Origin of the sequence: Pseudomonas pisciculturae, from assembly GCF_015461805.1 — a bacterium.
Taxonomy (GTDB): Bacteria; Pseudomonadota; Gammaproteobacteria; order Pseudomonadales; family Pseudomonadaceae; genus Aquipseudomonas; species Aquipseudomonas pisciculturae.
The window spans coordinates 146302-170136 of sequence record NZ_JACVZE010000005.1 but is presented as its reverse complement, the minus strand read 5'-3'; the positions used below and the strand labels follow the sequence as shown (position 1 = coordinate 170136).

13 protein-coding genes are annotated in these 23835 nt (G+C 62.3%); 7 read left to right on the top strand and 6 right to left on the bottom strand.

Annotated elements, in window-relative coordinates; all coding sequences use genetic code 11:
• The first annotated feature begins 7 nt into the window (after window positions 1–7).
• The gene (gene urtE / locus ICY20_RS15305; RefSeq protein WP_048731452.1) at window positions 8–697 is read left to right on the top strand and encodes an urea ABC transporter ATP-binding subunit UrtE; all 690 of its coding nucleotides are present in this window, start codon (window positions 8–10) and stop codon (window positions 695–697) included.
• Here the strand turns inward: urtE and ICY20_RS15300 are convergent.
• The 3 genes from ICY20_RS15300 to ICY20_RS15290 all read right to left on the bottom strand — a co-directional run bounded on the left by ICY20_RS15300 (window position 675) and on the right by ICY20_RS15290 (window position 4925).
• Complete coding sequence (locus ICY20_RS15300; protein ID WP_194937875.1) at window positions 675–2081, bottom strand: class II fumarate hydratase; 1407 nt, start codon at window positions 2079–2081, stop codon at window positions 675–677. The two genes, urtE and ICY20_RS15300, sit on opposite strands and share 23 nt — an antisense overlap.
• An 11-nt stretch (window positions 2082–2092) precedes the next feature.
• A complete protein-coding gene (locus tag ICY20_RS15295; RefSeq protein ID WP_194937874.1) occupies window positions 2093–3397 on the bottom strand; it encodes a cation:dicarboxylate symporter family transporter in 1305 nt (434 codons plus the stop codon).
• A gap of 172 nt (window positions 3398–3569) precedes the next feature.
• Window positions 3570–4925, bottom strand: coding sequence for a class-II fumarase/aspartase family protein (locus tag ICY20_RS15290; protein WP_159959731.1), 1356 nt, complete (start codon window positions 4923–4925; stop codon window positions 3570–3572).
• A gap of 113 nt (window positions 4926–5038) precedes the next feature.
• On the opposite strand from ICY20_RS15290, the gene ICY20_RS15285 reads away from it, so the two are divergent.
• The 4 genes from ICY20_RS15285 to ICY20_RS15270 all read left to right on the top strand — a co-directional run bounded on the left by ICY20_RS15285 (window position 5039) and on the right by ICY20_RS15270 (window position 8890).
• On the top strand, window positions 5039–5770 hold the full coding sequence (locus tag ICY20_RS15285) for a GntR family transcriptional regulator (protein WP_194938074.1): 732 nt from the start codon (window positions 5039–5041) through the stop codon (window positions 5768–5770).
• A gap of 88 nt (window positions 5771–5858) precedes the next feature.
• Window positions 5859–7088 (top strand): formamidase, encoded by a 1230-nt coding sequence (gene fmdA / locus ICY20_RS15280; RefSeq protein ID WP_122673366.1) that lies wholly within the window; start codon window positions 5859–5861, stop codon window positions 7086–7088.
• 2 nt (window positions 7089–7090) lie between these two features.
• Window positions 7091–7438, top strand: coding sequence for an FmdB family zinc ribbon protein (locus ICY20_RS15275; RefSeq protein ID WP_159959735.1), 348 nt, complete (start codon window positions 7091–7093; stop codon window positions 7436–7438).
• 96 nt (window positions 7439–7534) lie between these two features.
• Entirely contained in the window at window positions 7535–8890 is a 1356-nt protein-coding gene (locus tag ICY20_RS15270) for an MATE family efflux transporter (RefSeq protein ID WP_194937873.1), read from the top strand.
• Here the strand turns inward: ICY20_RS15270 and ICY20_RS15265 are convergent.
• Window positions 8874–9461, bottom strand: a complete 588-nt coding sequence (locus tag ICY20_RS15265) for a TetR/AcrR family transcriptional regulator (protein ID WP_194937872.1) — start codon at window positions 9459–9461, stop codon at window positions 8874–8876. The genes ICY20_RS15270 and ICY20_RS15265 overlap by 17 nt on opposite strands.
• 140 nt (window positions 9462–9601) lie before the next feature.
• On the opposite strand from ICY20_RS15265, the gene ICY20_RS15260 reads away from it, so the two are divergent.
• Window positions 9602–10774, top strand: a complete 1173-nt coding sequence (locus ICY20_RS15260) for an MFS transporter (protein WP_194937871.1) — start codon at window positions 9602–9604, stop codon at window positions 10772–10774.
• Here ICY20_RS15260 and ICY20_RS15255 read toward each other — a convergent pair whose 3' ends face one another.
• Both ICY20_RS15255 and ICY20_RS15250 read right to left on the bottom strand, forming a co-directional pair.
• Complete coding sequence (locus ICY20_RS15255; RefSeq protein WP_159959743.1) at window positions 10775–11140, bottom strand: type II toxin-antitoxin system HicB family antitoxin; 366 nt, start codon at window positions 11138–11140, stop codon at window positions 10775–10777.
• On the bottom strand, window positions 11137–11388 hold the full coding sequence (locus ICY20_RS15250) for a type II toxin-antitoxin system HicA family toxin (protein ID WP_194937870.1): 252 nt from the start codon (window positions 11386–11388) through the stop codon (window positions 11137–11139). Before ICY20_RS15250 ends, ICY20_RS15255 begins: the two co-directional genes overlap by 4 nt.
• 209 nt (window positions 11389–11597) lie before the next feature.
• Here ICY20_RS15250 and ICY20_RS15245 point away from each other — a divergent pair, with 209 nt between their 5' ends.
• On the top strand, window positions 11598–23825 hold the full coding sequence (locus tag ICY20_RS15245) for a non-ribosomal peptide synthetase (RefSeq protein ID WP_194937869.1): 12228 nt from the start codon (window positions 11598–11600) through the stop codon (window positions 23823–23825).
• Window positions 23826–23835: the final 10 nt, after the last annotated feature.

The following is a 23835-nucleotide window of genomic DNA, read 5'->3' as shown; positions in this document are numbered from 1 at the left end:
AGCAGGCATGTTCAAGATCGACCAGTTGTCCTGCGGCTACGGGCAGAGCCAGATCCTCCACGACCTGGACCTGAACGTGGCCAAGCGCGAGATTGTCGCGGTGATGGGCCGCAATGGCATGGGCAAGACCACCTTGTTCAAGAGCCTGATGGGCATCCTGCCGCAGTGGAAGGGCCAGGTGAGTGTGGACGGCCACGATGTGTCGGCGCTGGAGACCCACGAGCGGGTGGAACGCGGTATCGCCTATGTGCCCCAGGGCCGCATGATTTTCCCCAGCATGAGCGTGCTGGAAAACATCCAGACCGGCTTGCCAGCGTCGGCACGGGGCAAGGTGCCGGAGGATTTATACGCGCTGTTTCCGGTGCTCTACGACATGCAGTCGCGCAAGGGCGGCAACCTGTCGGGCGGCCAGCAACAGCAGTTGGCGATCGCCCGCGCATTGGCGACCAACCCCAAGGTACTGCTGTTGGATGAACCCACCGAAGGCATCCAGCCATCGATCATCAAGGACATAGCCCGCACGCTCAAAGAGATCCGCAACCTGCGGGACTTGACCATCGTGGTGTCGGAGCAGGTGTTGTCTTTCACCCTGGAAATCGCCGACCGGTTCCTGGTGATCGAAAAGGGCCGCTTCGTGATCGAAGAGACCCGTGACCGGGTGGATGAGGCGACGATCAGTCGGTATCTGTCGGTGTAGTGGGGCGGATCATTGCGTCGGGGCGTACGTGTTGCGCGTATGCCTCGCCCGTGATGAAGCCCAATTGCACCGCCGCTTCCTTGGGCGATAGCCCCTCATCTGCCGCTTTGCGGGTTATCTGCGCCACGCGGTCATAGCCCAGCAGCGGGTTGAGCGCCGTGGCCATCAACAGCGAGTGCTCCACATTGCGCGCCAGTTGCGGGCGGTTCACTTCCAGGCCGTGCAGCAGCTTGTGGGTGAACAGGCTGATGCAGTCGGTGAGTACTTCTATCGATTGCAGCAGGTTGTGGATCAGCACCGGCTTGGCCACGTTCAATTCGAACGTGCTGGACGCGCCCGCCAGGGTGATGGTGGTGTGGTTGCCCATCACCTGCATCGCCGCCTGCACCAGCACTTCGGCGATGGTCGGGTTGCGTTTGCCGGGCATGATCGAGGAGGTCAGGCCGTCATCCGGTACAGTCAATTCCCCCAAGCCACAACGGGGGCCGGAGCCCAGCAGGCGGATATCGTTGGCAATCTTGGTCAGCGACACCGCCAGCACATTCAGCGCACCGGAAGCTTCCACCAGGGCATCGTGGGTGCCCATGCCTTCGAACTTGCAGGGGTTGGTTTCGAATGCCTCGCCGGTGAGCAGGCTGATTTCTTCACAGAACGCCCCATCAAAACCCTGCGGCGTATTCAGCCCTGTGCCCACCGCCGTGCCGCCCTGGGGCAACAGGCGCAGGCGCGGCATGCACGCTTCAATGCGCGCAATGCCATGCTGGATCTGTTGGGCAAAGGCGCCAAAGGCCTGGCCCTGGCTCATCGGCACCGCATCCATCAGGTGAGTGCGGCCGATTTTCAGCACGTCCTGCCAGGCGTCGGCCTTGGCTTGCAGCCCGTTGCGCAAGTGACCCAGGGCCGGTAGCAGGCGCCCGCGCAGTTCCATCACGGTGGTCAGGTGCATCACCGTGGGGAAGCTGTCGTTGGACGACTGCGAGCAGTTCACGTGGTCGTTGGGATGCACCGGTGACTTGCTGCCTAGTTCTGCGCCCAACGCGAGGTTGGCGCGGTTGGCAATCACCTCGTTGGCGTTCATGTTGGTCTGGGTGCCAGAGCCGGTCTGCCAGATAGACAGTGGGAAATGCGCGTCAAAGGCGCCGTTGGCCAGTTCTTCGGCCGCCTCATCGATCGCCTGCGCCAGTGTCGGCGCCAGTACGCCAAGCCTTGCATTGGCGCGGGCACAGGCACGTTTCTGTTGGCCGAAAGCGCGGATCAGGCTTGGCCCGAATGGCTGCTTGCTGCCGAACACCTCCAGTGCCCGCTGGGTCTGTGCGCCCCAGTAGCGCTCGGCCGGTATCGACACCGGGCCGAACGCGTCGTGTTCGATTCGCAGAGTGGTCATCAACAGCTCCGTTACAGCGCAGCGCCGGCGGGGCGGCCGAGCACACGTTGATATTCGACCTGGGCGGTTTGCTCGGAGAATTCCCCGGACCACTTCGACACCACTACGGTCGCCACGCTGTTGCCGATGGTGTTGCAGGTTGCAATCGCCATCGACATAAAGCGGTACACGCCAAACAGCAGCGCCAAGCCTTCGGCCGGCAGCACGCCGATAGCGGTGACGGTGGCGGCAAACACCACGAAGCTGCCACCCGATACGGCGGCTGCGCCCTTGGAGGTCACCAGCATGATTGCGATGATGCCCAACTGTTGCTCCCAGCTCAGCGGCACGCCGTAAGCATTGGCGATAAACAGCACGCACATCGACATGTAGATCGAGGTGCCATCGAGGTTAAACGCGTAACCGGTGGGCAGCACCAGGCCGACGCTCTGTTTGGAGCAACCGAACTTCTCAAGTTTTTGCAGCAGGCGCGGCAGGGCGCTTTCCGATGAAGCGGTGCCGAGCACGATGAAGATTTCATCCTTGATGTAGACGAGGAAGCGCCACAGGCTAAAACCGCTCAAGCGGCACACCGCGCCCAGCACCACAAAGATAAAAAATGCGATGCCGACGTAGAACATCAACACCAGGTTGGCCAGGGACATCAGCACCGCCGTGCCGTTGCTGCCCACCGCGTAGGCCACCGAACCGAAGGCACCCAGGGGCGCGAACTTCATGATCAGGTTGATGAATTCGAAGAAACATTCGGAGATACGGTTCAGGCCGTCTTCGATCACTTCACGGCGCTCGGGTTTCAGTGCCAGCAGAGCGAAGCCGAACAATACGGAGATCACCAGCACTTGCAGCAGTTGACCGCCAGCAAAGGCACCGACGAAATTGTCGGGGAAGATGCCGTAGATAAAGTCCATGGTCGACGCGGGTGCATGGCCTTTGGCGACGGCGGCACTTGCGGCGGCAGCGGCGGCGCTGCTCGGGTGGGCGTCGTGCATGCCAGAACCGATCTGTAGCAGGTTGCCCCACAACAGGCCGATGGCCAGGGCAATGGTGGACACCACTTCGAAGTAGATCAGCGCCCGCAGGCCGACTTTGCCAACGCGCTTGATATCACCGGCCGAGGCAATGCCGTGAACCACGGTGAAAAACACCAGTGGCGCGACGGCGGTCTTGATCAGCTTGAGGAAGATATCGCCGAGAATCTTGAAACTGGCGGCCAGCTCGGGGGCGAGAAAGCCGAAGGCAATGCCTAGGAACATGGCGGCGACGACCTGGAAGGTCAGGTCTTTGTAGAGCGGTTTTTTGGCGGGAGTGGATGACATGTCTGTGATCTCATTGTTTTTATGATTCGGATGACACTTCTGAAAATGTTGGAGATCCCCTGTGGGAGGGGGCTTGCCCCCGATAGCGGTGGTTCAGTAACAGATGTATTGACTGATACACCGCCATCGGGGGCAAGCCCCCTCCCACATTGGATCTCCATTGGGTTTGGGATCAGCGTTTCACGGCACCTTGGCGCGCCAACGCGATATCCACCATCTGCGGCGCCAGCCCCAAATAGTTGGTCGGGTCAGTCAGGCGTTGCAGCTCGGCCACATCGAGTTGCGCGGTGGCTTCACCCTGGGCGAGCAGGGCGTCGAGCAAGCTGGTGCCCTGGTCGTTGGCCATGCGGCAGGCGGCGTACACCACATCGTGGGCGACCTGGCGACCGAGCGCCGGGGCGAGGCCCATCATCACGGCTTCGGCGACGATCAGGCCCTGGGTCATGTCGAGGTTCTTGCGCATGCGTTCGGGGCGTACTTCAAGGCCTGCGAGCATAAAGGTCGCCTGGCCCAGAGACGCAGCGCTCAGGGCGAAGGCCTCCGGAATCGCAATCCACTCTGCTTGCCAAGGGCCGGTGGAGCGTTCGAAATCCTGGATCATCGCGTCCAGCATCAACCCGGCGTGTTGGCGCACGCCCTTGGCGGCGGCGTACATCAGCTCGCAGGAAATCGGGTTGCGCTTTTGCGGCATGGTGCTGCTGGCGCCACGGCCCTTGACGAAGGGTTCGTACACTTCGCCCAGTTCGCTGGTCATCATCATCATGATGTCCAGGGCGATCTTGCCCAAGGAGCCTGTGACCAGGCCGAGGAAGTTCAGGGTCTCGGCCAGGCCATCGCGGGCCACGTGCCAGGTGGCTTGCGGTACGCCCAGGCCCAATTCGGCCATCAGCGCTTCTTGTACTTCAAGACCTTTGTCACCGAGGGAGGCGAGGGTGCCGGCAGCACCGGCGAACTGGCCGATCTCGACCCGCGGGCGCAGCTCCACCAGGCGCTCGGCGTGGCGATCGAACATGCTCAGCCATACCGCGCACTTGTAGCCGAAGGTGATTGGCAGCGCGTGCTGCAAGTGAGTGCGGCCGGCCATCGGGGTGTCGCGATAACGCTGGGCGAGGCCGGCGAGCAGGCCGCGAACGGTCTGGATATCGCGCTCGACGATGGCCAGGGCGGCGCGCACTTGCAGCACGACGGCGGTGTCCATGATGTCTTGCGTGGTGGCGCCCCAGTGCACGTAGCGGCCGGCTTCGCCACAGATCTTCGACAGTTGCTCCACCAGCGGCAGGATCGGGTAACCGACGATCTCGGTCTCGTGCTGCATCAGGGCCAGGTCCAGGGCTTCGTACTGCGACAGCGCAGCGATTTGCTCGGCGGCTTCAGCAGGGATCACACCGCAACGCGCTTCGGCGCGGGCCAGGGCCACTTCCACTTCGATATAGCGCTCAATCAGCGCTTTATCGGAAAACACACCGCGCATTTCGGCGGTGCCGAACATGTCGCGGAACAGGGCGGAATCAAAAACGGTACTCGACATGGGAAAATCCTAATTGTTATTTTTAAACCATACATATTTAATATGTCCGTACATTATGATTACGCTTGTGCTGATACACTGTCAACTCGACGACGAGGGTAAAAATGGAAAGCGTGAGCCAGAGGCGTTATGCGGCGGTTGCCAAGGACTTGATCGAGCACATCGGCAGCGGCCATTACCCGGTGGGGTCGCTGTTGCCGACGGAATTCGAGCTATGTTCGCTGTATGCGGTGAGCCGGCACACCGTACGTGCCGCCATCGACCAGTTGCAGGGCCAAGGCATGGTCTCGCGGCGCAAGCGCGTGGGCACGCGGGTCGAGGCCTCAATGCCCAAGGGCGGCTATTCCCAGGCGATGGCCTCGGTGGCCGACCTGGTGCAGGTGGCCGAAACCCACATCCGCGACATCCAGGACGTACGCGAATTTGTCGCCGACATCGCCTTGGCCCGCCGCCTGGGCCTGGAGCCGGGCGGGCATTATTTCTGCGTGTCGAGCATCAAGGTGGATGCCGGCGACGGTAACGCGCCATTGTGCTGGACCGATGTCTACGCCGAGCAAGCCTTTGTCGACGTGATCCCCGAGGCCCGCAAACACCCGGATGAACTGATTGCCGCCCTGATCGGCAAAGCCTACTCGCGGCACATCGACGTGGTGGACCAACAGGTGCGCCCGGTGCAGCTATCCGCCGAGTTGGCCGCCAGCCTCAAGGCGCAAAACGGCGCGCTGGGCTTGGCGATCATCCGCCAGTATCGCGATGAACATGGCGTGCTGATTGCCGTCGCGGAATCGGTGTACCCCGCCGACCGTTTCACCCTGACCATGCAGATGAAACGCGACAAGCTCTGACCCCATACGTCATCCAACGTATTCCCCGTTTTACCTGGCTCCCCGAGACTGGATCGCACGCAATCGTCATCCGTCCAGGAGCCAGCCCATGACCGAAACGCTGATCAAAGTCGACCTCAACCAGCCTGTCACCGAAAACGAACAAATCCACAACCGCTGGCACCCGGATATCCCGATGGCCTGCTGGGTCAAGCCGGGTGATGACTTCATCCTCGAAACCTACGACTGGACCGCCGGCGCGATCAAGAATAACGACGACGCCAGCGACGTGCGTGATGTGGACCTGTCCACCGTGCACTACCTGTCTGGCCCCGTTGGCGTGCACGGTGCAGAGCCGGGTGACTTGTTGGTGGTAGACCTGCTGGATATCGGCGCGAAGGCCGATTCCCAGTGGGGGTTCAACGGTTTCTTCTCACGTCAGAACGGCGGTGGCTTTCTTACCGATCACTTCCCCAGCGCACAAAAAGCCATCTGGGACTTCAAGGGCATGTTCACAAGCTCCCGGCATATTCCGGGCGTTAACTTCGCTGGCCTGATTCACCCCGGTTTGATCGGCTGCCTGCCCGACCCGGTAATGCTCGCCGACTGGAACCGCCGCGAGCAGGAGCTGATCGACACCAACCCCACCCGCGTGCCCCCGCTGGCCAACGCACCGCTGGCCGCCACGGCCCATATGGGCAAGATGCAGGGCCAGGCCCGCGACGATGCGGCGGCGACCGGCGCGCGCACCGTGCCACCGCGTGAACATGGCGGTAACTGCGACATCAAGGATTTGTCCCGGGGTTCGAAGATCTTCTTCCCGGTCTACGTCAACGGCGCCGGGCTGTCGGTGGGCGACTTGCACTTCAGCCAGGGCGACGGCGAAATCACCTTTTGCGGCGCGATTGAAATGGCCGGCTGGGTGCACATGAAGGTCGAGCTGATCAAAGGCGGCATGGCCAAGTACGGGATCAAGAACCCGGTGTTCAAGCCAAGCCCGATCACGCCGAACTACAAGAACTACCTGATCTTTGAAGGTATCTCGGTGGACGAACAGGGCCAGCAGCACTACCTGGACGTCAACGTCGCCTACCGCCAGGCCTGCCTGAATGCGATCAACTACCTGACCAAGTTCGGTTACTCGCCGGCCCAGGGTTACGCGTTGCTCGGCTCGGCGCCGGTGCAAGGGCATATCAGCGGCGTAGTGGATATCCCCAACGCCTGCGCGACCTTGTGGCTGCCAACGGAAATCTTCGAATTCGATATCAACCCCAACGCCAATGGCCCCACCAAGTTCCTCGACGGCAGCATCGACCTGCCCATCGCCCCGGACCTGTAGCCATGCCGACCTACGAATACGCCTGCGCGGCGTGCGGCACCTTCACGATGTTGCGGCCCATCGCCCAGCGCAACGAACCCAGCCAGTGCCCTTATTGTGAAGGGCCGGGGGGGCACCTGCTGGTGTCCGCCCCGGCGTTGCAAACCTTGTCGGCCAACCAACGCAAGGCCATCGCCGGTAACGAGCGCAGCGCCAACGCGCCGCAAACGGTCGGTGAATACCAGGAAAGCCGTCGGCACCCGGCGGGTTGCAGTTGTTGCGGTACCAGCAAGAAAGTCGTGCCCAGCAAGGCAAACCCCTTGGGCCTCAAGACCAAGACCGGGCCACGGCCGTGGATGATCAGTCACTAGGGCAGGGCAGAAGGGCTGAACCCAAAAGCACGGGAAGATGGGATCCAACTACGGTATAACCCTCGGACGGTTTAGTTCTCCGAGGCCCCGTTTTTCATGCAAAGCCCTTTGCAACGCCCGCTGTGGCAGGTCTATCTGATCTTTTTGGCACCGATGGTGCTGTCCAACTTCCTGCAGAGTTTTTCCGGCACCCTCAACGGCATCTATGTCGGGCAAATGCTCGGCACACAGGCGCTGGCGGCGGTGTCGGGCATGTTCCCGATTGTGTTTTTCTTTATCGCCCTGGTGATCGGCTTGGGGGCGGGCGCGTCGGTGTTGATTGGCCAGGCGTGGGGCGCTCAAGAGACGGGGATGGTCAAGGCGATCACGGGCGCTACCCTGACCTTGGGGGCGCTGGTCGGCTTGGGCGCGGCCGTGTTGGGCAGCCTGTTTGCGCGCCCTGCATTGCAGGCGTTGGGCACGCCGGTTGACGTGCTGGACGATGCGGTCGGCTATGCCCAGAAGATGATGCTGATCATGCCGTTGCTGCTGGTGTTTATTCTCTATACCCAACTGTTGCGCGGCGTCAGCGACACGATTTCACCGTTGTTGGCGCTGGTGGTCTCGACCCTGGTGGGCCTGCTGCTGACACCGGCGTTGATTCGTGGCTGGGTCGGCCTGCCGCCCATGGGTATCCAGAGCGCGGTGTATGCGGGGCTGGTGGGTAACGCGTTGGCGATGCTGTTTCTGATCCTGCGGCTGCGGCATAAAAACCATGTGATGGCGCCTGATCGGGAACTGGTCGGGGCCCTGCGGCTGGACCGCGTAATCTTAGGAAAAGTACTACGTATCGGGCTGCCTACCGGCCTTCAGATGGTGGTGCTGTCGCTATCGGAGCTGGTGATCCTCGCCCTGGTCAACGGCCATGGTTCCCAAGCCACCGCGGCCTATGGTGCGGTGACACAGATCGTTAATTACGTGCAGTTTCCGGCGCTCTCAATTGCCATCACCGCTTCGATCCTCGGGGCCCAGGCCATTGGTGCCGGGCGCCTGGAGCGGATCGGGCCGATCCTGCGCACGGGCCTGTTGATCAACACCTGCCTGACCGGCGGCCTGATCGTGCTCGGTTATGTGTTGTCCCACTGGTTGCTGGGCCTGTTCATCACCGACGACACGGCGCGGGTCAAGGCTGAGCACCTGTTGCATATCATGTTGTGGAGCATCCTGGTGTTCGGTTTCCAAGCAGTGGTGGGCGGGATCATGCGCGCCAGCGGTGTGGTGTTGATGCCGGTGGTGATCTCGATCTTCTGCGTGCTCTGCGTTGAGCTGCCAATGGCTTATCTGTTCAACGCCCACTTTGGCCTGGAAGGGGTGTGGATGGCATTTCCGGTGACCTACCTGGCAATGCTGGGGTTGCAGGTCGCGTATTACCGGTTGGTGTGGCGGCATAAGCAGATCAAGCGTTTGGTGTGAGGTGCAGGCCCTGTAACAGCAGTTCCAAGCTCAGCAAACCCTGCTCCAGGCGTTCGCCCGGGTGTTCATCCCGGGCGATCCACAGGGCGGTATTGACCAGGCTGCCATTGATCAACTGAGCTAACGCCAGGCTCGGGGCGCGGTGGATGACACCTGCCTGCATCAGGGCCTCCAGCAGTTGGCGCAAGGATTCGACGCAGTGCTGCTGCGAGCCGGTGTCGCCCAGTACAGCTGGGGCGTCTTGCAGCACGATGCGTTGGATCTCACTGTCCTGGGCCATGCGCAAGTAGGTGTGGCAGCGCTCGCAAAAGCCGCTCCATGGGTCGCTTGCTTCATCGGTGATGTGTTGCAAGTGGGCGTCCATTTCACTGTCGAGCTGTGCGACCACGGCGGCCAAAAGGCCTTTCTTATCACCGAAGTGGTGGTACAACGCACCCCGGGTCAGACCGGCACGGGCGGTGAAATCGTCCATCGACGTGTTCGCGTAACCCTGCGTGGCGAATGCCTGGCGCGCGCTGGCGATCAGGCGGGCGCGGGTGTCTTCGATCATTTCAGCACGGGCTCGGCTCATGGGCAGCACTCTTGTTGGGGAATTGGCAGATTGACATACGCTGCGTATGTTACGCATGATTGGTCACATACGCACCGTATGTATTTTGCCTTGATCATTGCCGATAGCAAGTTTCAGGGCATTCAGGAAGAGGACTCAGGATGGCAAACCCTTACGCCGCGTTGTTCCAAGTGCCTGGCGCTCGCGCTTTCGTACTGGCCGGCATGCTGGCGCGCATGCCGGTGTCGATGACCGGCATCGGCGTGATCACCATGTTGTCCCAGGTGCATGGCGGCTACGGCCTGGCGGGTTCGGTGGCGGCGGTGTTTGCCTTGGCCACGGCGTTTTGTGCGCCGCAGGTTTCGCGCCTGGTAGACCGTTATGGGCAAGGCCGAGTGTTGCCTATCGCTGCGCTGATCGGCGGTGGGGCATTGTTGATGCTGTTGCTGTGCACGCGCTTGCAGGCGCCGAACTGGACACTGTTTCTGTTCGCCGCATTGGCCGGCTGCATACCGAACATGTCAGCCATGGTGCGGGCCCGCTGGACCGAGTTGTACCGGGGGCAACCCAAGCTGCAAACCGCTTTCGCGTTGGAGTCGGTGCTCGATGAGGTGTGTTTCATCGTCGGCCCGCCGATTTCAGTGGGCCTTAGTGTGGTGTTGTTCCCTGAAGCCGGGCCATTGGTGGCGGCGTTGTTGCTGGCAGTGGGTGTCACCACCTTCGTGCTGCAACGCGAGACTGAGCCGCCGGTGCATGAGCACCACGAGCATCACAGCGGCTGGTTGATTGCTTCCCCGTCGGTGTTGATCCTGATGGTCCAGTTGCTGGCCATGGGCGTGATCGTTGGCGTGGTGGATGTGGTCAGCGTGGCCTTTGCCCAGCATCAGGGCCAGCCAGCGGCAGCGAGCATCGTGCTCTCGGTGTACGCGATTGGTTCGTGCCTGGCCGGGTTGGCCTTTGGCACCCTCAAACTCAAGGCGCCGTTACCCCGGCAGTTCCTGTTCTGCGGCGTGGCGACGGCGCTGACCACCTTACCGTTGCTGCTGGTGACCAACATTCCTGGGCTGGCGGTGGCGATCTTTATCTCCGGGCTGTTCTTTGCCCCCACGTTGATCGTGTCGATGGCCCTGGTGGAGCGCATCGTACCGCCGAGCCGTTTGACCGAGGGCATGACCTGGTTGATCACCGGCCTCAGCATCGGCGTGGCCATCGGCGCGGCCAGCTCCGGCTGGATGATCGACCACTTTGGCGCCACCAGCGGGTTCTGGGTGGCGCTGGTGGCGGGTGCGGTGGTCATGGGGGCAGCGGTGTTGGGGTATCGGCGGTTGGGGTAATCAGCCTATCGCCGGGCAAGTATCTGCACTGTGGTGTTGCAGGAATTCATTGAGTGCCTGGCGGGTCAGGTCATTGAGCGTGACTTTCTTACGCGTCGCCGCCAGGGCTGCCGCCAGGTGCAGGTCATGGCCGACGCGGACATTGAATGAGCCTTTGCAAGGCTTCTCCGGTGTTTGCCCGAGGGCCTGGCAGGTCGTCAGGTAATCTTCCACCGCCTCGCGGAACGCGGCGTCCAGTTCGGCGACGGTTTTGCCTTCGTAGCTCACCAGGGCCTTGATGAACAGCACTTTGCCGAACAGGCAGTTGTCTTCGAGGCTGGCTTCGATGGAGCCGATGTAGCCATTGTGTTTCAGTTGGTTGTTCACTGAATCAGTTCTCCTGATTTCAATTGTTCGATGATTTGGCACCGAATGTAGTGTTTCAATTCGTTGCCGGGGTGAGGCTTGTGCAGCGTGATCATTGCACTGGGGTCGCCGATGTCGAATTTGACGCGGCTTCCTGCCCCCTCAATGTGTGTGTAACCCAGCCAACGCAGCAGCGTTACAAGTTCGGGCCAAGTGAAGGCCATTTGTTCGTTAAGCAATTTGGCGAGCAGCTTTTCATTTTTCGACACGGCGATCCCTGCGTGTAACTAAATGTAGTTGCAAAAAGTGGTGTTCGTCAATGCTAGCTCGAGTTCGCAGTGCTCGTCCGGGATTGATGTAACCCTTGATGACACGTCGCTGCACTTCCCCCATCCCTCGCTAATTTTTCCCCGCCCGATTCGTTTTATAGGGACGACGTGCCTTTGTGCTTCCTGCCTATTGCTCCGGACTCCAACAAATGAATGCTGAAGACTCCTTGAAACTTGCTCGCCGGTTTATCGGGTTGCCCCTGGAAAAACGCCAGCTGTTCCTGCAGGCCTTGCAGAAAGAAGGGGTGGATTTTTCTCGTTTTCCGATTCCGGCCGGGGTGGAGGCCGAGGACCGTCAGGCGCTGTCCTACGCGCAGCAACGCATGTGGTTCCTGTGGCAGTTGGACCCTGCCAGTGGCGCCTACAACCTACCCGGCGCGGTAAGGCTCAAAGGCGCTCTGGACATCACAGCAATGGAACAGGCCTTTGCCAGCCTGGTGGCGCGACATGAAACCCTGCGCACCGTGTTCCAGCGGCAGGCGGACGAGCGCCTGTTGCAGGTGGCGATCGAGCCCGAGCTGGCGGTCGAGCAACTGGACCTAAGCCATCTGGCCCCTGAGGCGCGCGAACAGGCCGTCAATGACGCCGCGATCAGCCAGTCGCTGTTGCCGTTCGACCTGGCCAACGGCCCGCTACTGCGGGTGCAATTGCTCAGGCTCGATGCGCACGAGCACGTGCTGTTGCTGACCCTGCACCACATCGTCTCTGATGGCTGGTCGATGAACGTGTTGATCGACGAGTTCATTCGTTTCTACGACGCCCATGAGCGCAACCAGGCGCCCCAACTGCTGGCGCTGCCGATCCAATACAGCGACTACGCCCTGTGGCAACGCCGCTGGCTGGAGGCGGGGGAGCAGGCGCGGCAATTGGAATACTGGCAGGCGCGCCTGGGTGACGAGCATCCGGTGCTGGAACTGCCCACCGACCACGCGCGCCCGGCCATGCCCAGCTATCAGGGCACCCGCCATAATTTTGCGATTGAGCCCGCGTTGGCCGCGCAACTGCGCGGCTGCGCCCAGAAGCACAACGTGACCTTGTTCATGCTGTTGCTCGGCGCGTTCAACGTGCTGTTGCATCGCTATACCGGCCAGGGCGACATTCGCATTGGCGTACCTATTGCCAACCGCAACCGCAGTGAAGTCGAGGGGCTGATTGGCTTCTTCGTCAACACCCAGGTGCTGCGTACCGAGCTGACCGGGCAAACCCGCATTGCCGAGTTGCTGCAAAGTATCAAGGAACATGCTCTCGGCGCCCAGGCCCATCAGGAACTGCCGTTCGAGCGTCTGGTGGAAGCCCTCAAGGTCGAGCGCAGCCTCAGTCATACCCCGCTGTTCCAAGTGATGTACAACCACCAGCCGGTGGTGGCAGATATCGCCTCGGTCAGCACCGCCTCCGGCCTGGAACTGGCACTGGTGGAGTGGCAAAGCCGCACCACCCAATTCGACCTGACCCTCGACACCTACGAAAAATCCGGCACCTTGCACGCCGCGTTGACCTACGCCAACGATCTGTTCGACGCGCCCTCCATCGAGCGCATGGCCCTGCACTGGACCCGTCTGTTGCAGGCGATGGTTGCCGATGGCGAACAGCGCATCGGTGAGTTGCCGATGCTCGACGGCGCGGAACAACAGGTGCTGGTACGCGATTGGAACCACACCGCCGAGGCTTATCCGACCGAGCGCGGCATTCATCACCTGATCCAGGACCAGGTCCAGCGCACGCCCGATGCGCCAGCACTGGTGTTTGGCAGCACGATGCTGACCTACGCCCAGCTTGACGCCCGCGCCAACCAACTGGCCCATGCCTTGCGTGAGCGGGGCGTTGGTCCGGACGTGCTGGTGGGGATCTGCGTCGAGCGCTCCATTGAGATGGTGGTGGGCCTGCTGGCCATTCACAAGGCTGGCGGCGCCTACGTGCCACTGGACCCGGAGTACCCCGAGGAACGCCTGGCCTACATGATCGAAGACAGTGGTATCCAGTTGCTGCTCACCCAGCGCAGCCTGTTGCCGCTGCTGCCTGTTGCAGGTATCCAGGTGATCGTCCTCGACCAAGCCCCTGACTGGCTGGACGGCTACAGCCAGCAGGCGCCCGCCGTGGATATCCACGCACTGAACCTGGCGTACGTGATCTACACCTCGGGCTCTACCGGCAAGCCCAAGGGGGCAGGCAACAGCCATCGTGCCTTGGTCAACCGCCTGTGCTGGATGCAACAGGCCTACGGCCTGGAGGCGAGCGATGCGGTGTTGCAGAAAACCCCGTTCAGCTTTGACGTGTCGGTCTGGGAGTTCTTCTGGCCACTAATGACCGGTGCCCGCCTGGTGGTTGCCGCTCCCGGTGAACACCGCGAGCCGGCGCGCTTGATCGAGACGATTGGTCGTCACGGCATCACCACCTTGCATTTCGTGCCGTCGATGCTTCAGGCGTTTATTCATGAGCCAGGTGTGCAGGCGTGCTCCAGCCTGCAACGCATTGTCTGCAGCGGCGAGGCATTGCCACTGGACGCACAACTGCAAGTGTTCGCCAAGCTGCCCCAGGCTGGGCTGTACAACCTCTATGGCCCGACCGAAGCAGCCATCGACGTGACCCATTGGACGTGCGTCGACGAAGGCGCCGACAGCGTGCCCATTGGTCGTCCCATCGCCAACCTTGGCACCTGGGTACTCGACGCCCAGCTCAACCCGGTGCCGGCCGGTGTGTCCGGCGAATTGTATTTGGGTGGCGTCGGCCTGGCCCGTAGTTATCACCGCCGACCGGCGCTGACGGCTGAGCGATTCGTGCCCAGCCCCTTTGTCGAAGGCGAGCGCCTTTATCGTACCGGCGATCGCGTGCGCCAGCGTGGCGATGGGGTTATTGAATACCTCGGTCGCCTCGACCATCAGGTCAAGTTGCGTGGCCTGCGTATCGAGCTGGGTGAAATCGAGACCCGCCTGATGCAGCACCCTGCGGTGCGTGAGGCGGTGGTGCTGGTACAAGGTGGCAAGCAACTGGTGGCCTACCTGGTGTTGGAGGGTGAAGCGCCCGCCGACCTCAAGGCCTGGCTGCTCAAGAGCTTACCCGAGTACATGGTGCCGACCCACATGGTGCACTTGGCCAAGCTGCCAGTGACCGCCAACGGCAAGCTTGACCGCAAGGCCCTGCCATTGCCGGATGCGGCACCGCAACAGGCGTATAGCGCACCCGAAAATGCCCTGCAAAAAGCCTTGGCCGCCATCTGGAGCGATGTGCTCGGCACCCCGCAGGTTGGCTTGGACGATAATTTCTTTGAGCTGGGTGGTGATTCGATCATCTCCATCCAGGTGGTCAGTCGTGCGCGCCAGGCCGGGATTCGCCTGAGCCCGCGTGACCTGTTCCAGTACCAGAGCGTGCGCAGCCTGGCGCTGGTGGCAACGTTTGAGCAGGCCACCGTCATTGACCAGGGGCCGGTCACTGGCGAGGTGATTTTGACTCCGGTGCAGGCGAGCTTTTTCGAGCAGGCCATCCCGGTACGCGGCCATTGGAACCAGTCGTTGCTGTTGACGCCCCGTGAGCACTTGGAACCGGCACGCCTGGACGCGGCCTTGACCCGCCTGATCAACCATCACGACGCCCTGCGCCTGCGCTTTACCCAGCAGGCCGAAGGGTGGCAGCAAACCCACGCCGTGTCGGTTGTCGAGTCTGATTTGTGGTTGTCCGAGGTGGGCAGTGATGCCGAGCTGGCGGCGCTCTGCGACGAAGCCCAGCGCAGCCTCGACTTGCAACAGGGCCCGCTGTTGAAGGCTGCCCTGGTGCAAATGGCCGATGGCACCCAGCGCCTGCTGCTGGTCATCCATCACTTGGTGGTAGACGGTGTGTCTTGGCGCATCCTGCTTGAAGATCTGCAACAGGCGTATCGCGATCAAACCCTGCCAGCCAAGACCAGTGCCTACCAGCACTGGGCTCAACAGTTGCAGAGCCATGCGCACACCCTTGATCACGAGCTGGCGTTCTGGCAGGCGCAGTCCATCGATGCAGACTTGCCGTGCGACAACCCGCAGGGTGGCCTGCAAAACCACTTGGGCGCCAAGCTTGAAACCCGCTTGAATGCCGAACTGACCCGCCAATTGCTGCAAGACGCCCCGGCGGCCTATCGCACCCAGGTCAATGACCTGCTGTTGACGGCATTGGCCCGAGTCATCAGCCGATGGAGTGGCCAGCAGGCAGCGCTGATCCAGCTGGAAGGCCATGGCCGCGAAGACCTGTTCGACAGCCTCGATCTCACCCGCACCGTTGGCTGGTTCACCAGCTTGTTCCCGGTACGTTTGCAGGCCGATGGCGAGCTGGGCAATGCAATCAAATCGGTCAAGGAGCAACTGCGTGCGGTGCCCGCCAAAGGTATTGGCTATGGCCTGCTGCGTTACCTGGGCACGGCGGCTGTGCGTGAAACCCTGGCGAGCCAGGCCGCGCCGCGAATCACCTTTAACTACCTCGGTCAATTCGACCGCCAGTTTGATGAGTCGGCGCTGTTTGTGCCGGCGTCTCAAGGCAGCGGCCAAGCCCAGGACAGTGAGGCGCCGCTGGCCAACTGGCTGACCGTCGAAGGTCAGGTGTATGGCGGTGAATTGTCGATGCAATGGGGCTTCAGCCACGAGATGTTCCTGCCGGCAACCATTCAGGCGTTAGCCGATGCCTATCAGGCCGAGTTGCGGGCCCTGGTTGCGCATTGCTGCGCGTTGGCGCAGCCCCAGGCCACCCCCTCGGATTTCCCGTTGGCGCTTATCGATCAGGCCGGCCTGGACCGTTTGCCAGTGCCCCTGCGCGAGCTTGAGGATTTGTACGCGCTGTCACCCATGCAACAAGGCATTTTGTTTCACAGCCTGATACAAGCCGAGGGCGGCAGCTACATCAACCAAATGCGCCTGGCCGTGCAGAGTTTGCACCCGCAACGCTTCCAGGCCGCCTGGCAAGCGACCTTGCAGGCACATCCGATCCTGCGCAGCGGTTTCATCTGGCAAGACGACCTGGAGCACCCGGTGCAAGTGGTCTACCGCGAGCGTGCGTTGCCCTTGCGCGTTGAAGACTGGCGGGGTCGACCGGATGCCATGCTGGCGCTGGATGCACTGGCAGATGAGGAGCAAGCGCGGCCTTTCGACGTGCTGCAGGCGCCCTTGCTGCGCCTGGTGCTGGTGCAGACGACGGAGCTGGATTGGGAAATCATCTACACCCATCACCATGTGTTGATGGATGGCTGGAGTAACTCGCGGGTACTCGGCGAGGTATTGCAACGTTACAGCGGGCAGGCGCCGGCGCCGGCGATTACGCAGTACCGCGACTATATCGGCTGGTTGCAACGCCAGGACCGCGCCGCCAGCGAAGCGTTCTGGCGCGAGCAACTGTCGGGTTTGCAGGCGCCTACGCGTTTGGTCAATTGCCTACCCGTGGCGTTGGCGCAGGAAGGCTATGGGGACTGTCACGTCAGCCTCGATGCGCCCAACACCGAGCGGCTTCAGCGTTTTGCGACAGCGGCTCACGTGACCCTCAATACCTTGCTGCAAGCCGCGTGGTTGCTGGTGTTGCAACGCTACAGCGGGCAAGACAGCGTGTGTTTTGGTGCCACCGTTTCCGGGCGTCCGACGCAGCTGGAAGGCGCCGAGCAGCAGATCGGGCTGTTCATCAATACCTTGCCCATCATTGCCGCGCCGCGTGGTGAGCTTAGCGTCGCGCAGTGGTTGCAACGCGTGCAGCAGGTCAACCTGCAAGTGCGTGATTTCGAGCATACGCCGCTGGCCGATATCCAGCGTTGGGCCGGGCAGGCGGGCGAGGCGTTGTTCGATAACATCCTGGTGTTCGACAACTACCCGGTGGCCGAGGCCCTGCGTGAAGCGGGCGACACGTTGCAGTTCGGTGCCGTGCGTAACCGCGAACGCACCCATTACCCGTTGACGTTGGTGGTAGGGCAGGACACGGGCCTTACTTTGCACCTGAGTTTTGATCGGATGCATTTGCAGGCCGATACCGTCGAACGCTTGTCTCGCCACCTGGTGCACATGCTTGAGCAACTGAGTGTCAGTGCCGAGCGTCGCCTCGGTGAGTTGCCGCTACTGGGGGCTGACGAGCAGCGCACGCTACTGGGATGGAACGCAACGGCCGTCGATTACCCCCTTGACCAAACCGTACAGGCGCTGATCGAGGCGCAGGTTGCGCGTACGCCCGATGCCCCAGCCCTGATTTTTGGCACACAACAACTCAGTTATGCGCAGCTCAACGCCTGTGCCAACCGCCTTGCACATCGCTTGATTGGCGAAGGCGTGGGGGCCGACGTGTTGGTAGGGATCGCCGCCGAACGCAGCCTCGACATGGTCATCGGTTTACTGGCCGTGCTCAAGGCCGGTGGTGCCTATGTGCCGGTAGACCCGGATTACCCGGCCGAGCGCCTGGCGTATCTGTTTGCCGACAGCGGTATCGAACTGCTGCTGACCCAGCAGCACCTGTGTGACCGCCTGCCAGTGCCCGCGACGGTGCAGACGCTGGTACTCGAACACGCGCTGGAGAGCTATCCGGCGCATGACCCGCAGGTCAGCGTAGGGCGTGAAAACCTCGCCTATGTGATCTACACCTCCGGCTCTACCGGCCAGCCCAAAGGCGCGGCCAACCGGCATGTAGCGCTGACCAATCGCCTGTGCTGGATGCAGCAGGCGTATGGCCTGGGCAGCAGCGATACGGTGTTGCAAAAAACCCCGTACAGCTTTGACGTCTCGGTGTGGGAGTTCTTCTGGCCACTCATGACCGGCGCCCGGTTGGTGATTGCCGCACCCGGTGATCACCGTGACCCGGCCCGCCTGGTGGCCTTGATCGAACAGCACCAGGTCAGCACCTTGCATTTCGTCCCATCGATGTTGCAGGCCTTCATGCAGGATGAGCAGGTCGGCAACTGCCGCTCGCTGCGCCGCATCATTTGCAGCGGCGAAGCACTGCCGGTGGATGCCCAGCAGCAGGTGTTTGCACGCCTGCCCGATGCCGCGCTCTATAATCTGTACGGGCCGACCGAGGCGGCGATCGACGTTACCCACTGGACCTGCCGCGAAGAAAGCAGTGACACCGTGCCCATCGGCCAGCCCATCGCCAACTTGAGCTGCTATGTGCTGGACGCGGATTTCAACCCGCTGCCGGCCGGCGTCATTGGCGAGTTGTACCTGGGTGGTGAAGGCCTGGCGCGTGGTTATCATCGTCGCGCCGCACTGACGGCCGAACGCTTCGTGACCAGCCCGTTCGGCCTGGGCGAGCGGCTGTATCGCACCGGCGACCTGGCGCGCCAGCGCGCCGACGGGGTAATCGAATATGCCGGGCGTATCGACCATCAGGTGAAGATCCGTGGCCTGCGTATTGAGTTGGGCGAGATCGAAGCGCGGATGCTGGAACAGCCGCAGGTACATGAAGCGGTAGTCGTCGCGCTGGGTCAGCAACTGATCGGTTATGTCACCGGTCCCGTAGATGTGGAGGCCCTGAAGGAGCGGTTGCGTGCCATGCTGCCTGAACACATGGTGCCTGCCACTTTGCTGGTGCTGGAGGCCATGCCGCTGAGCGCCAACGGCAAACTGGATCGCAAAGCCCTGCCGCAGCCGGACTTCCAGCAGCACCAGCAACACTATGTTGCCCCGGTCACGCCGGCGCAGCAGGCCCTCGCGCAGATCTGGCAACAGGTGCTGAAAATCGCCGATGTCGGCCTGCACGACAACTTCTTCGAACTGGGTGGTGACTCGATCATTTCCATTCAGGTGGTGAGCCGGGCGCGACGATTGGGCCTGCATTTCTCGCCAAACGACCTGTTTCGTCATCCTACCGTCGAGGCCTTGGCCGGCATTGCTGCGCAGGGTGCCCTGGTACAGGTTGAGCAAGGGGCCGTGACCGGTGAGCTGGCGTTGTTGCCCGCACAGCATTGGTTCTTTGAGCAGGCGATTCCAGAGCCTGGGCGTTGGAACCAGTCATTGGTACTGGATGTGCAAAAACATCTGGACGCCGACGTGCTGGCCCAGGCTTTGCGCTTGATCGTGCAGCACCATGACGGCCTGCGCCTTCGCTTTACGCGGCAACAGAGTGTCTGGGCTGCACGCTTCGATCTTGGCAATGCGCCCATCCTGTGGCAACGCACCCTGACCGATGAAAGCCAGTGGGTGGCGCTCGCCGATGAGGCCCAGGGCAGTCTCGACCTGCAGGATGGGCCACTGCTGCGTGCGGTCTTGGCCACGGTGGCGGGTCAACAGCGCTTGATGCTCGTGGCCCATCACTTGGTCATCGACGGGGTGTCGTGGCGGGTGCTGATGGAAGACCTGCAAAGCACGTACCTCAATCTACTGGCAGGCCAGCCCTCTGGGCTTGCCGCCAAGACCCACTCGTTGCAGGCATGGCGCACGGCCCTGGCCGCACATGCGGCGAGCCCGGCCCTGGCCGCACAAGTACAACAATGGCAAACCCTGCTGGCGGGCGCCGAGCCTGCGTGGCCTTGCCCGCGCCCACAGGGCAGCCGTGAGCGTCGTCACCTCGGCGTGGTCGAAGTCAGCCTTGATGCATTGGCGACCCGCAACCTGTTGCAGCAGGCGCCCACGGCCTATCGCACCCAGGTCAATGACCTGTTGCTGACGGCCCTAGCCAGAGCGGTCACCCAGTGGTCTGGCAGTGACGAGCTGTTGGTGCAGCTTGAAAGCCATGGTCGTGAGGTCGAAGGCGTTGAGCTCGACCTGACCCGTACTCTTGGCTGGTTCACCGCGTTCTATCCGGTTCGCCTCACGCCTGTCGGCGGGCTGGGGGGCTCGCTCAAAGCGATCAAGGAGCAGTTGCGTGCGGTGCCGGGTAAAGGCAGCGGCTTTGGCGTATTGCGCTACCTCGGCGATGAGTCGGCGCGTGCCGTGCTTGCAGCGTTGCCGGTACCGGCTATCACCTTCAATTACCTGGGCCAGTTCGACGCCGGCTTCGCCGAGCAGGACGCGCTGTTCACCCTCGCGGCACATGCCGGTGGGCGTGAACAGTCGCTGGACGCGCCGTTGGCCAGCGAATGGTCCATCGATGCGCGGGTCGAGGCCGGCCAACTGCACCTGGTCTGGACCTTCAGCACCGAGCGCTATGACAGCGCAAGCATCCAGGCGGTGGCTCACGCCTATACCCGCGAGCTATCGGCCCTGATCGAGCACTGCTGTGAGCCGGGGCAGGGCAGTGCCACGCCAGCAGACTTCCCATTATCCAGCCTGACCCAGGCACAGCTGGACGCTTTGCCCGTGGCGTTGGCAGAGGTGCAAGACATCTACCCGCTGTCGCCCATGCAGCAAGGCATGTTGTTGCACAGCCTGTTCGATGCCGGGCGTACCGACTACATCAACCAGATTCGCCTGGATGTGACCGGGTTGGACACCGCACGCTTCGTGCAAGCCTGGCAGGACAGCCTGGATGCCCACGACATCCTGCGCAGCGCCTTCCATTGGGCGGCCGATACGCACCAGCCACAGCAACTGGTCATGCGCCGGGCAACCTTACCCCTGACCTACAGCGACTTGAGTGGCCAGGCACCGCAGGCTTTCGATGAGCTGGCCGAGGCTGAGCGCCAGCGCGGCTTCGACGTGTTGCAGGCGCCGCTGTTGCGCCTGCACCTGGCGCAGATGGCGGTGGGCCGTCAGCACGTGGTGCTGACCTATCACCACGCCTTGCTCGACGGCTGGAGCACTTCGCAGTTGCTTGGCGAGGTGCTACAGCGCTACGCCGGTCTTGGCGTGCCCGCGCCTCAGGGCCGTTATCGCGACTACATCGGCTGGTTGGCGGGGCAAGACATGCCGCTCGCCGAAGCCTTCTGGAAAGAGCAGTTGGCCGTGTTGCAAGGCCCGACCTGCCTGGCAGATGCGATTGGCTTGGCCGACCCGCAAGAGCTCGAAGGGCGACAACAAGACCATCAGCTGCGGCTCGACAGCGGCCTGAGCGAAGGCTTGCAGCGCCTGGCGCGTGAGCGTCAGGTCACGCTCAATACCGTTGTCCAGTTGGCGTGGGGCTTACTGTTGCAGCGCCTGACGGGCGAGACCGCCGTGACCTTTGGCGCCACCGTGGCTGGCCGGCCTGCGGCACTGCCGGCGGTTGAGCAGCAAATCGGGCTGTTCATCAACACCTTGCCGTTGACCTGTGCACCAAGGCCAGAGCAGCCCCTGAGCGAGTGCCTGGCGCAATTGCAGGCAAACAATGCCCGCTTGCGCGAGTTCGAGCACGCCCCGCTGACGGATATCCAGCGTTGGGCTGGCCAGCCAGGCGAGGCCTTGTTCGACCATATCCTGGTGTTCGAAAACTACCCGGTTGCCCAAGCGCTGCGCGAAGGGGCGCCGCAGCAACTGCAGTTCGCCAACTTGCAAGCCCCGGAGCAAACCAGCTACCCGTTGACGGTGCTGATCGCCCAAGACCAAGGGCTGAGCGTGACCTTGCGCTATGCGGTCGAGCGTTTCAGCGAGGCTGCCATGCAGGGTCTGGCCGAAGGTTTGCGCGACATTCTGCAAGGCTTTATCGATAACCCCGATGCCCGTGTCGGCGAAATGGCTGCGGCGCTGAACCACGCGCAGCGCCAGCGCATGGCGCGTTGGAATGCCACTGCTGAAGACTTCACGCTGGACGTGCCGGTGCAGCGCTGGATCGAGGCGCAACCGGCTGACGAGATCGCTTTGCTGTTCGGCGATCGCACCCTCAGCTATGGCGAACTCAATGCTCGGGCCAATAGCCTGGCGCACGGCTTGATTGCTCAGGGTGTCGGGCCTGAAACGCTGGTCGGGGTTGCCTCTGAGCGCAGCCTTGAACTGGTGGTGGCCTTGCTCGCTGTGCTTAAGACCGCTGCGGCTTATGTACCGCTGGACCCGGAGTATCCGGCCCAGCGCCTGGCCTACATGCTCGAAGACAGCGCCGTGCAGTGCCTGCTGGCGCAGCCTGGGCTGGACCTGCCAGTGCCCGAAGGTGTGCCGCGGCTGGATATCGAGGCGGACTGGTCGGCTTACCCGGCGACCACACCGCAGGTTGAGATCGCCCCGCAAAGCCTGGCCTACATGATTTACACCTCCGGCTCCACCGGCCAACCCAAAGGCGCCGCCAACCGCCATTCGGCGCTGACCAACCGGTTGTGCTGGATGCAACGTGCCTATGGCCTGACGCCGGGCGATACGGTGCTGCAAAAGACTCCGTTCAGTTTTGACGTTTCGGTCTGGGAGTTCTTCTGGCCGCTGATGTTTGGAGCGCGGTTGGCCATCGCGGCGCCGGGTGATCACCGTGACCCTGCGCGGTTGGTGGCGTTGATCGAGCGGCACCAGGTCACCACGTTGCACTTCGTGCCATCGATGCTGCAAGTCTTCCTGCTGGACGACGACGTGCCTCGTTGCCAAAGCCTTACGCGCATCATCTGCAGTGGCGAAGCCCTGGCCGTGCAAACCCAGCGCCATTGCCTGGCAAGCCTGCCGGCGGCGACCTTGTACAACTTGTACGGGCCGACCGAGGCCGCCATCGATGTCACCCACTGGACCTGCCGTGAAGAAGGCGTGGACCACGTACCGATTGGCGAGCCCATCAGCAACGTCTCCACCTGGGTGCTCGACGCCAACCTTGAACCCCTGGCGCCCGGTGTCATTGGCGAGCTTTACCTGGGCGGGGAAGGGTTGGCGCGTGGCTATCATCGTCGCCCGGGCCTGACCGCCGAACGTTTCGTCACCAGCCCATTCGGTCAGGGCGAGCGGCTGTATCGCACCGGTGACCTGGCGCGCTACCGGCCAGACGGCGTGATCGAGTACGCCGGGCGTATCGACCATCAAGTCAAGATCCGCGGCTTGCGCGTCGAGTTGGGTGAAATCGAAGCCCGCTTGATGGAGCAACCCCAGGTGCGCGAGGCGGCGGTACTGGCGATAGATCAGCAACTGGTGGCCTACGTCACCGGTACGCCAGCGCTGGAGACTCTCAAGACCGAGCTGCGCGCAGTGTTGCCCGAACACATGGTGCCTGCCCAGATCGTGCTGCTCGACAGCCTGCCGCTGAGCCCCAATGGCAAGCTCGATCGCAAGGCGTTGCCGCAACCTCAGGCCGCCAGCCGGCAGTACCGTGCGCCGCACAGCGACTTGCAGCGCCAGGTTGCTGAGCAATGGCGTGAACTGCTCGGGGTGCAAGAGGTGGGCCTGGACGACAACTTCTTCGAGCAGGGCGGTCATTCGTTGCTGGCCACACGCCTGGTCATGGGCCTGCGCAAGGATTTGGCGGTGGACATCCCACTCGAAGCGCTGTTTGCCACGGCCGATCTCGAAGCGTTCTGCGCGCGGATCGAGGCCCTGCGCGGGGCCTCACAACCGATTCTGGATGAATTGGCTAAATCCTTGGAGGCACTCAAACGTCTATCTAGCGAAGAGCTTGAAAATATGACTCATTGACAGGAGAGGT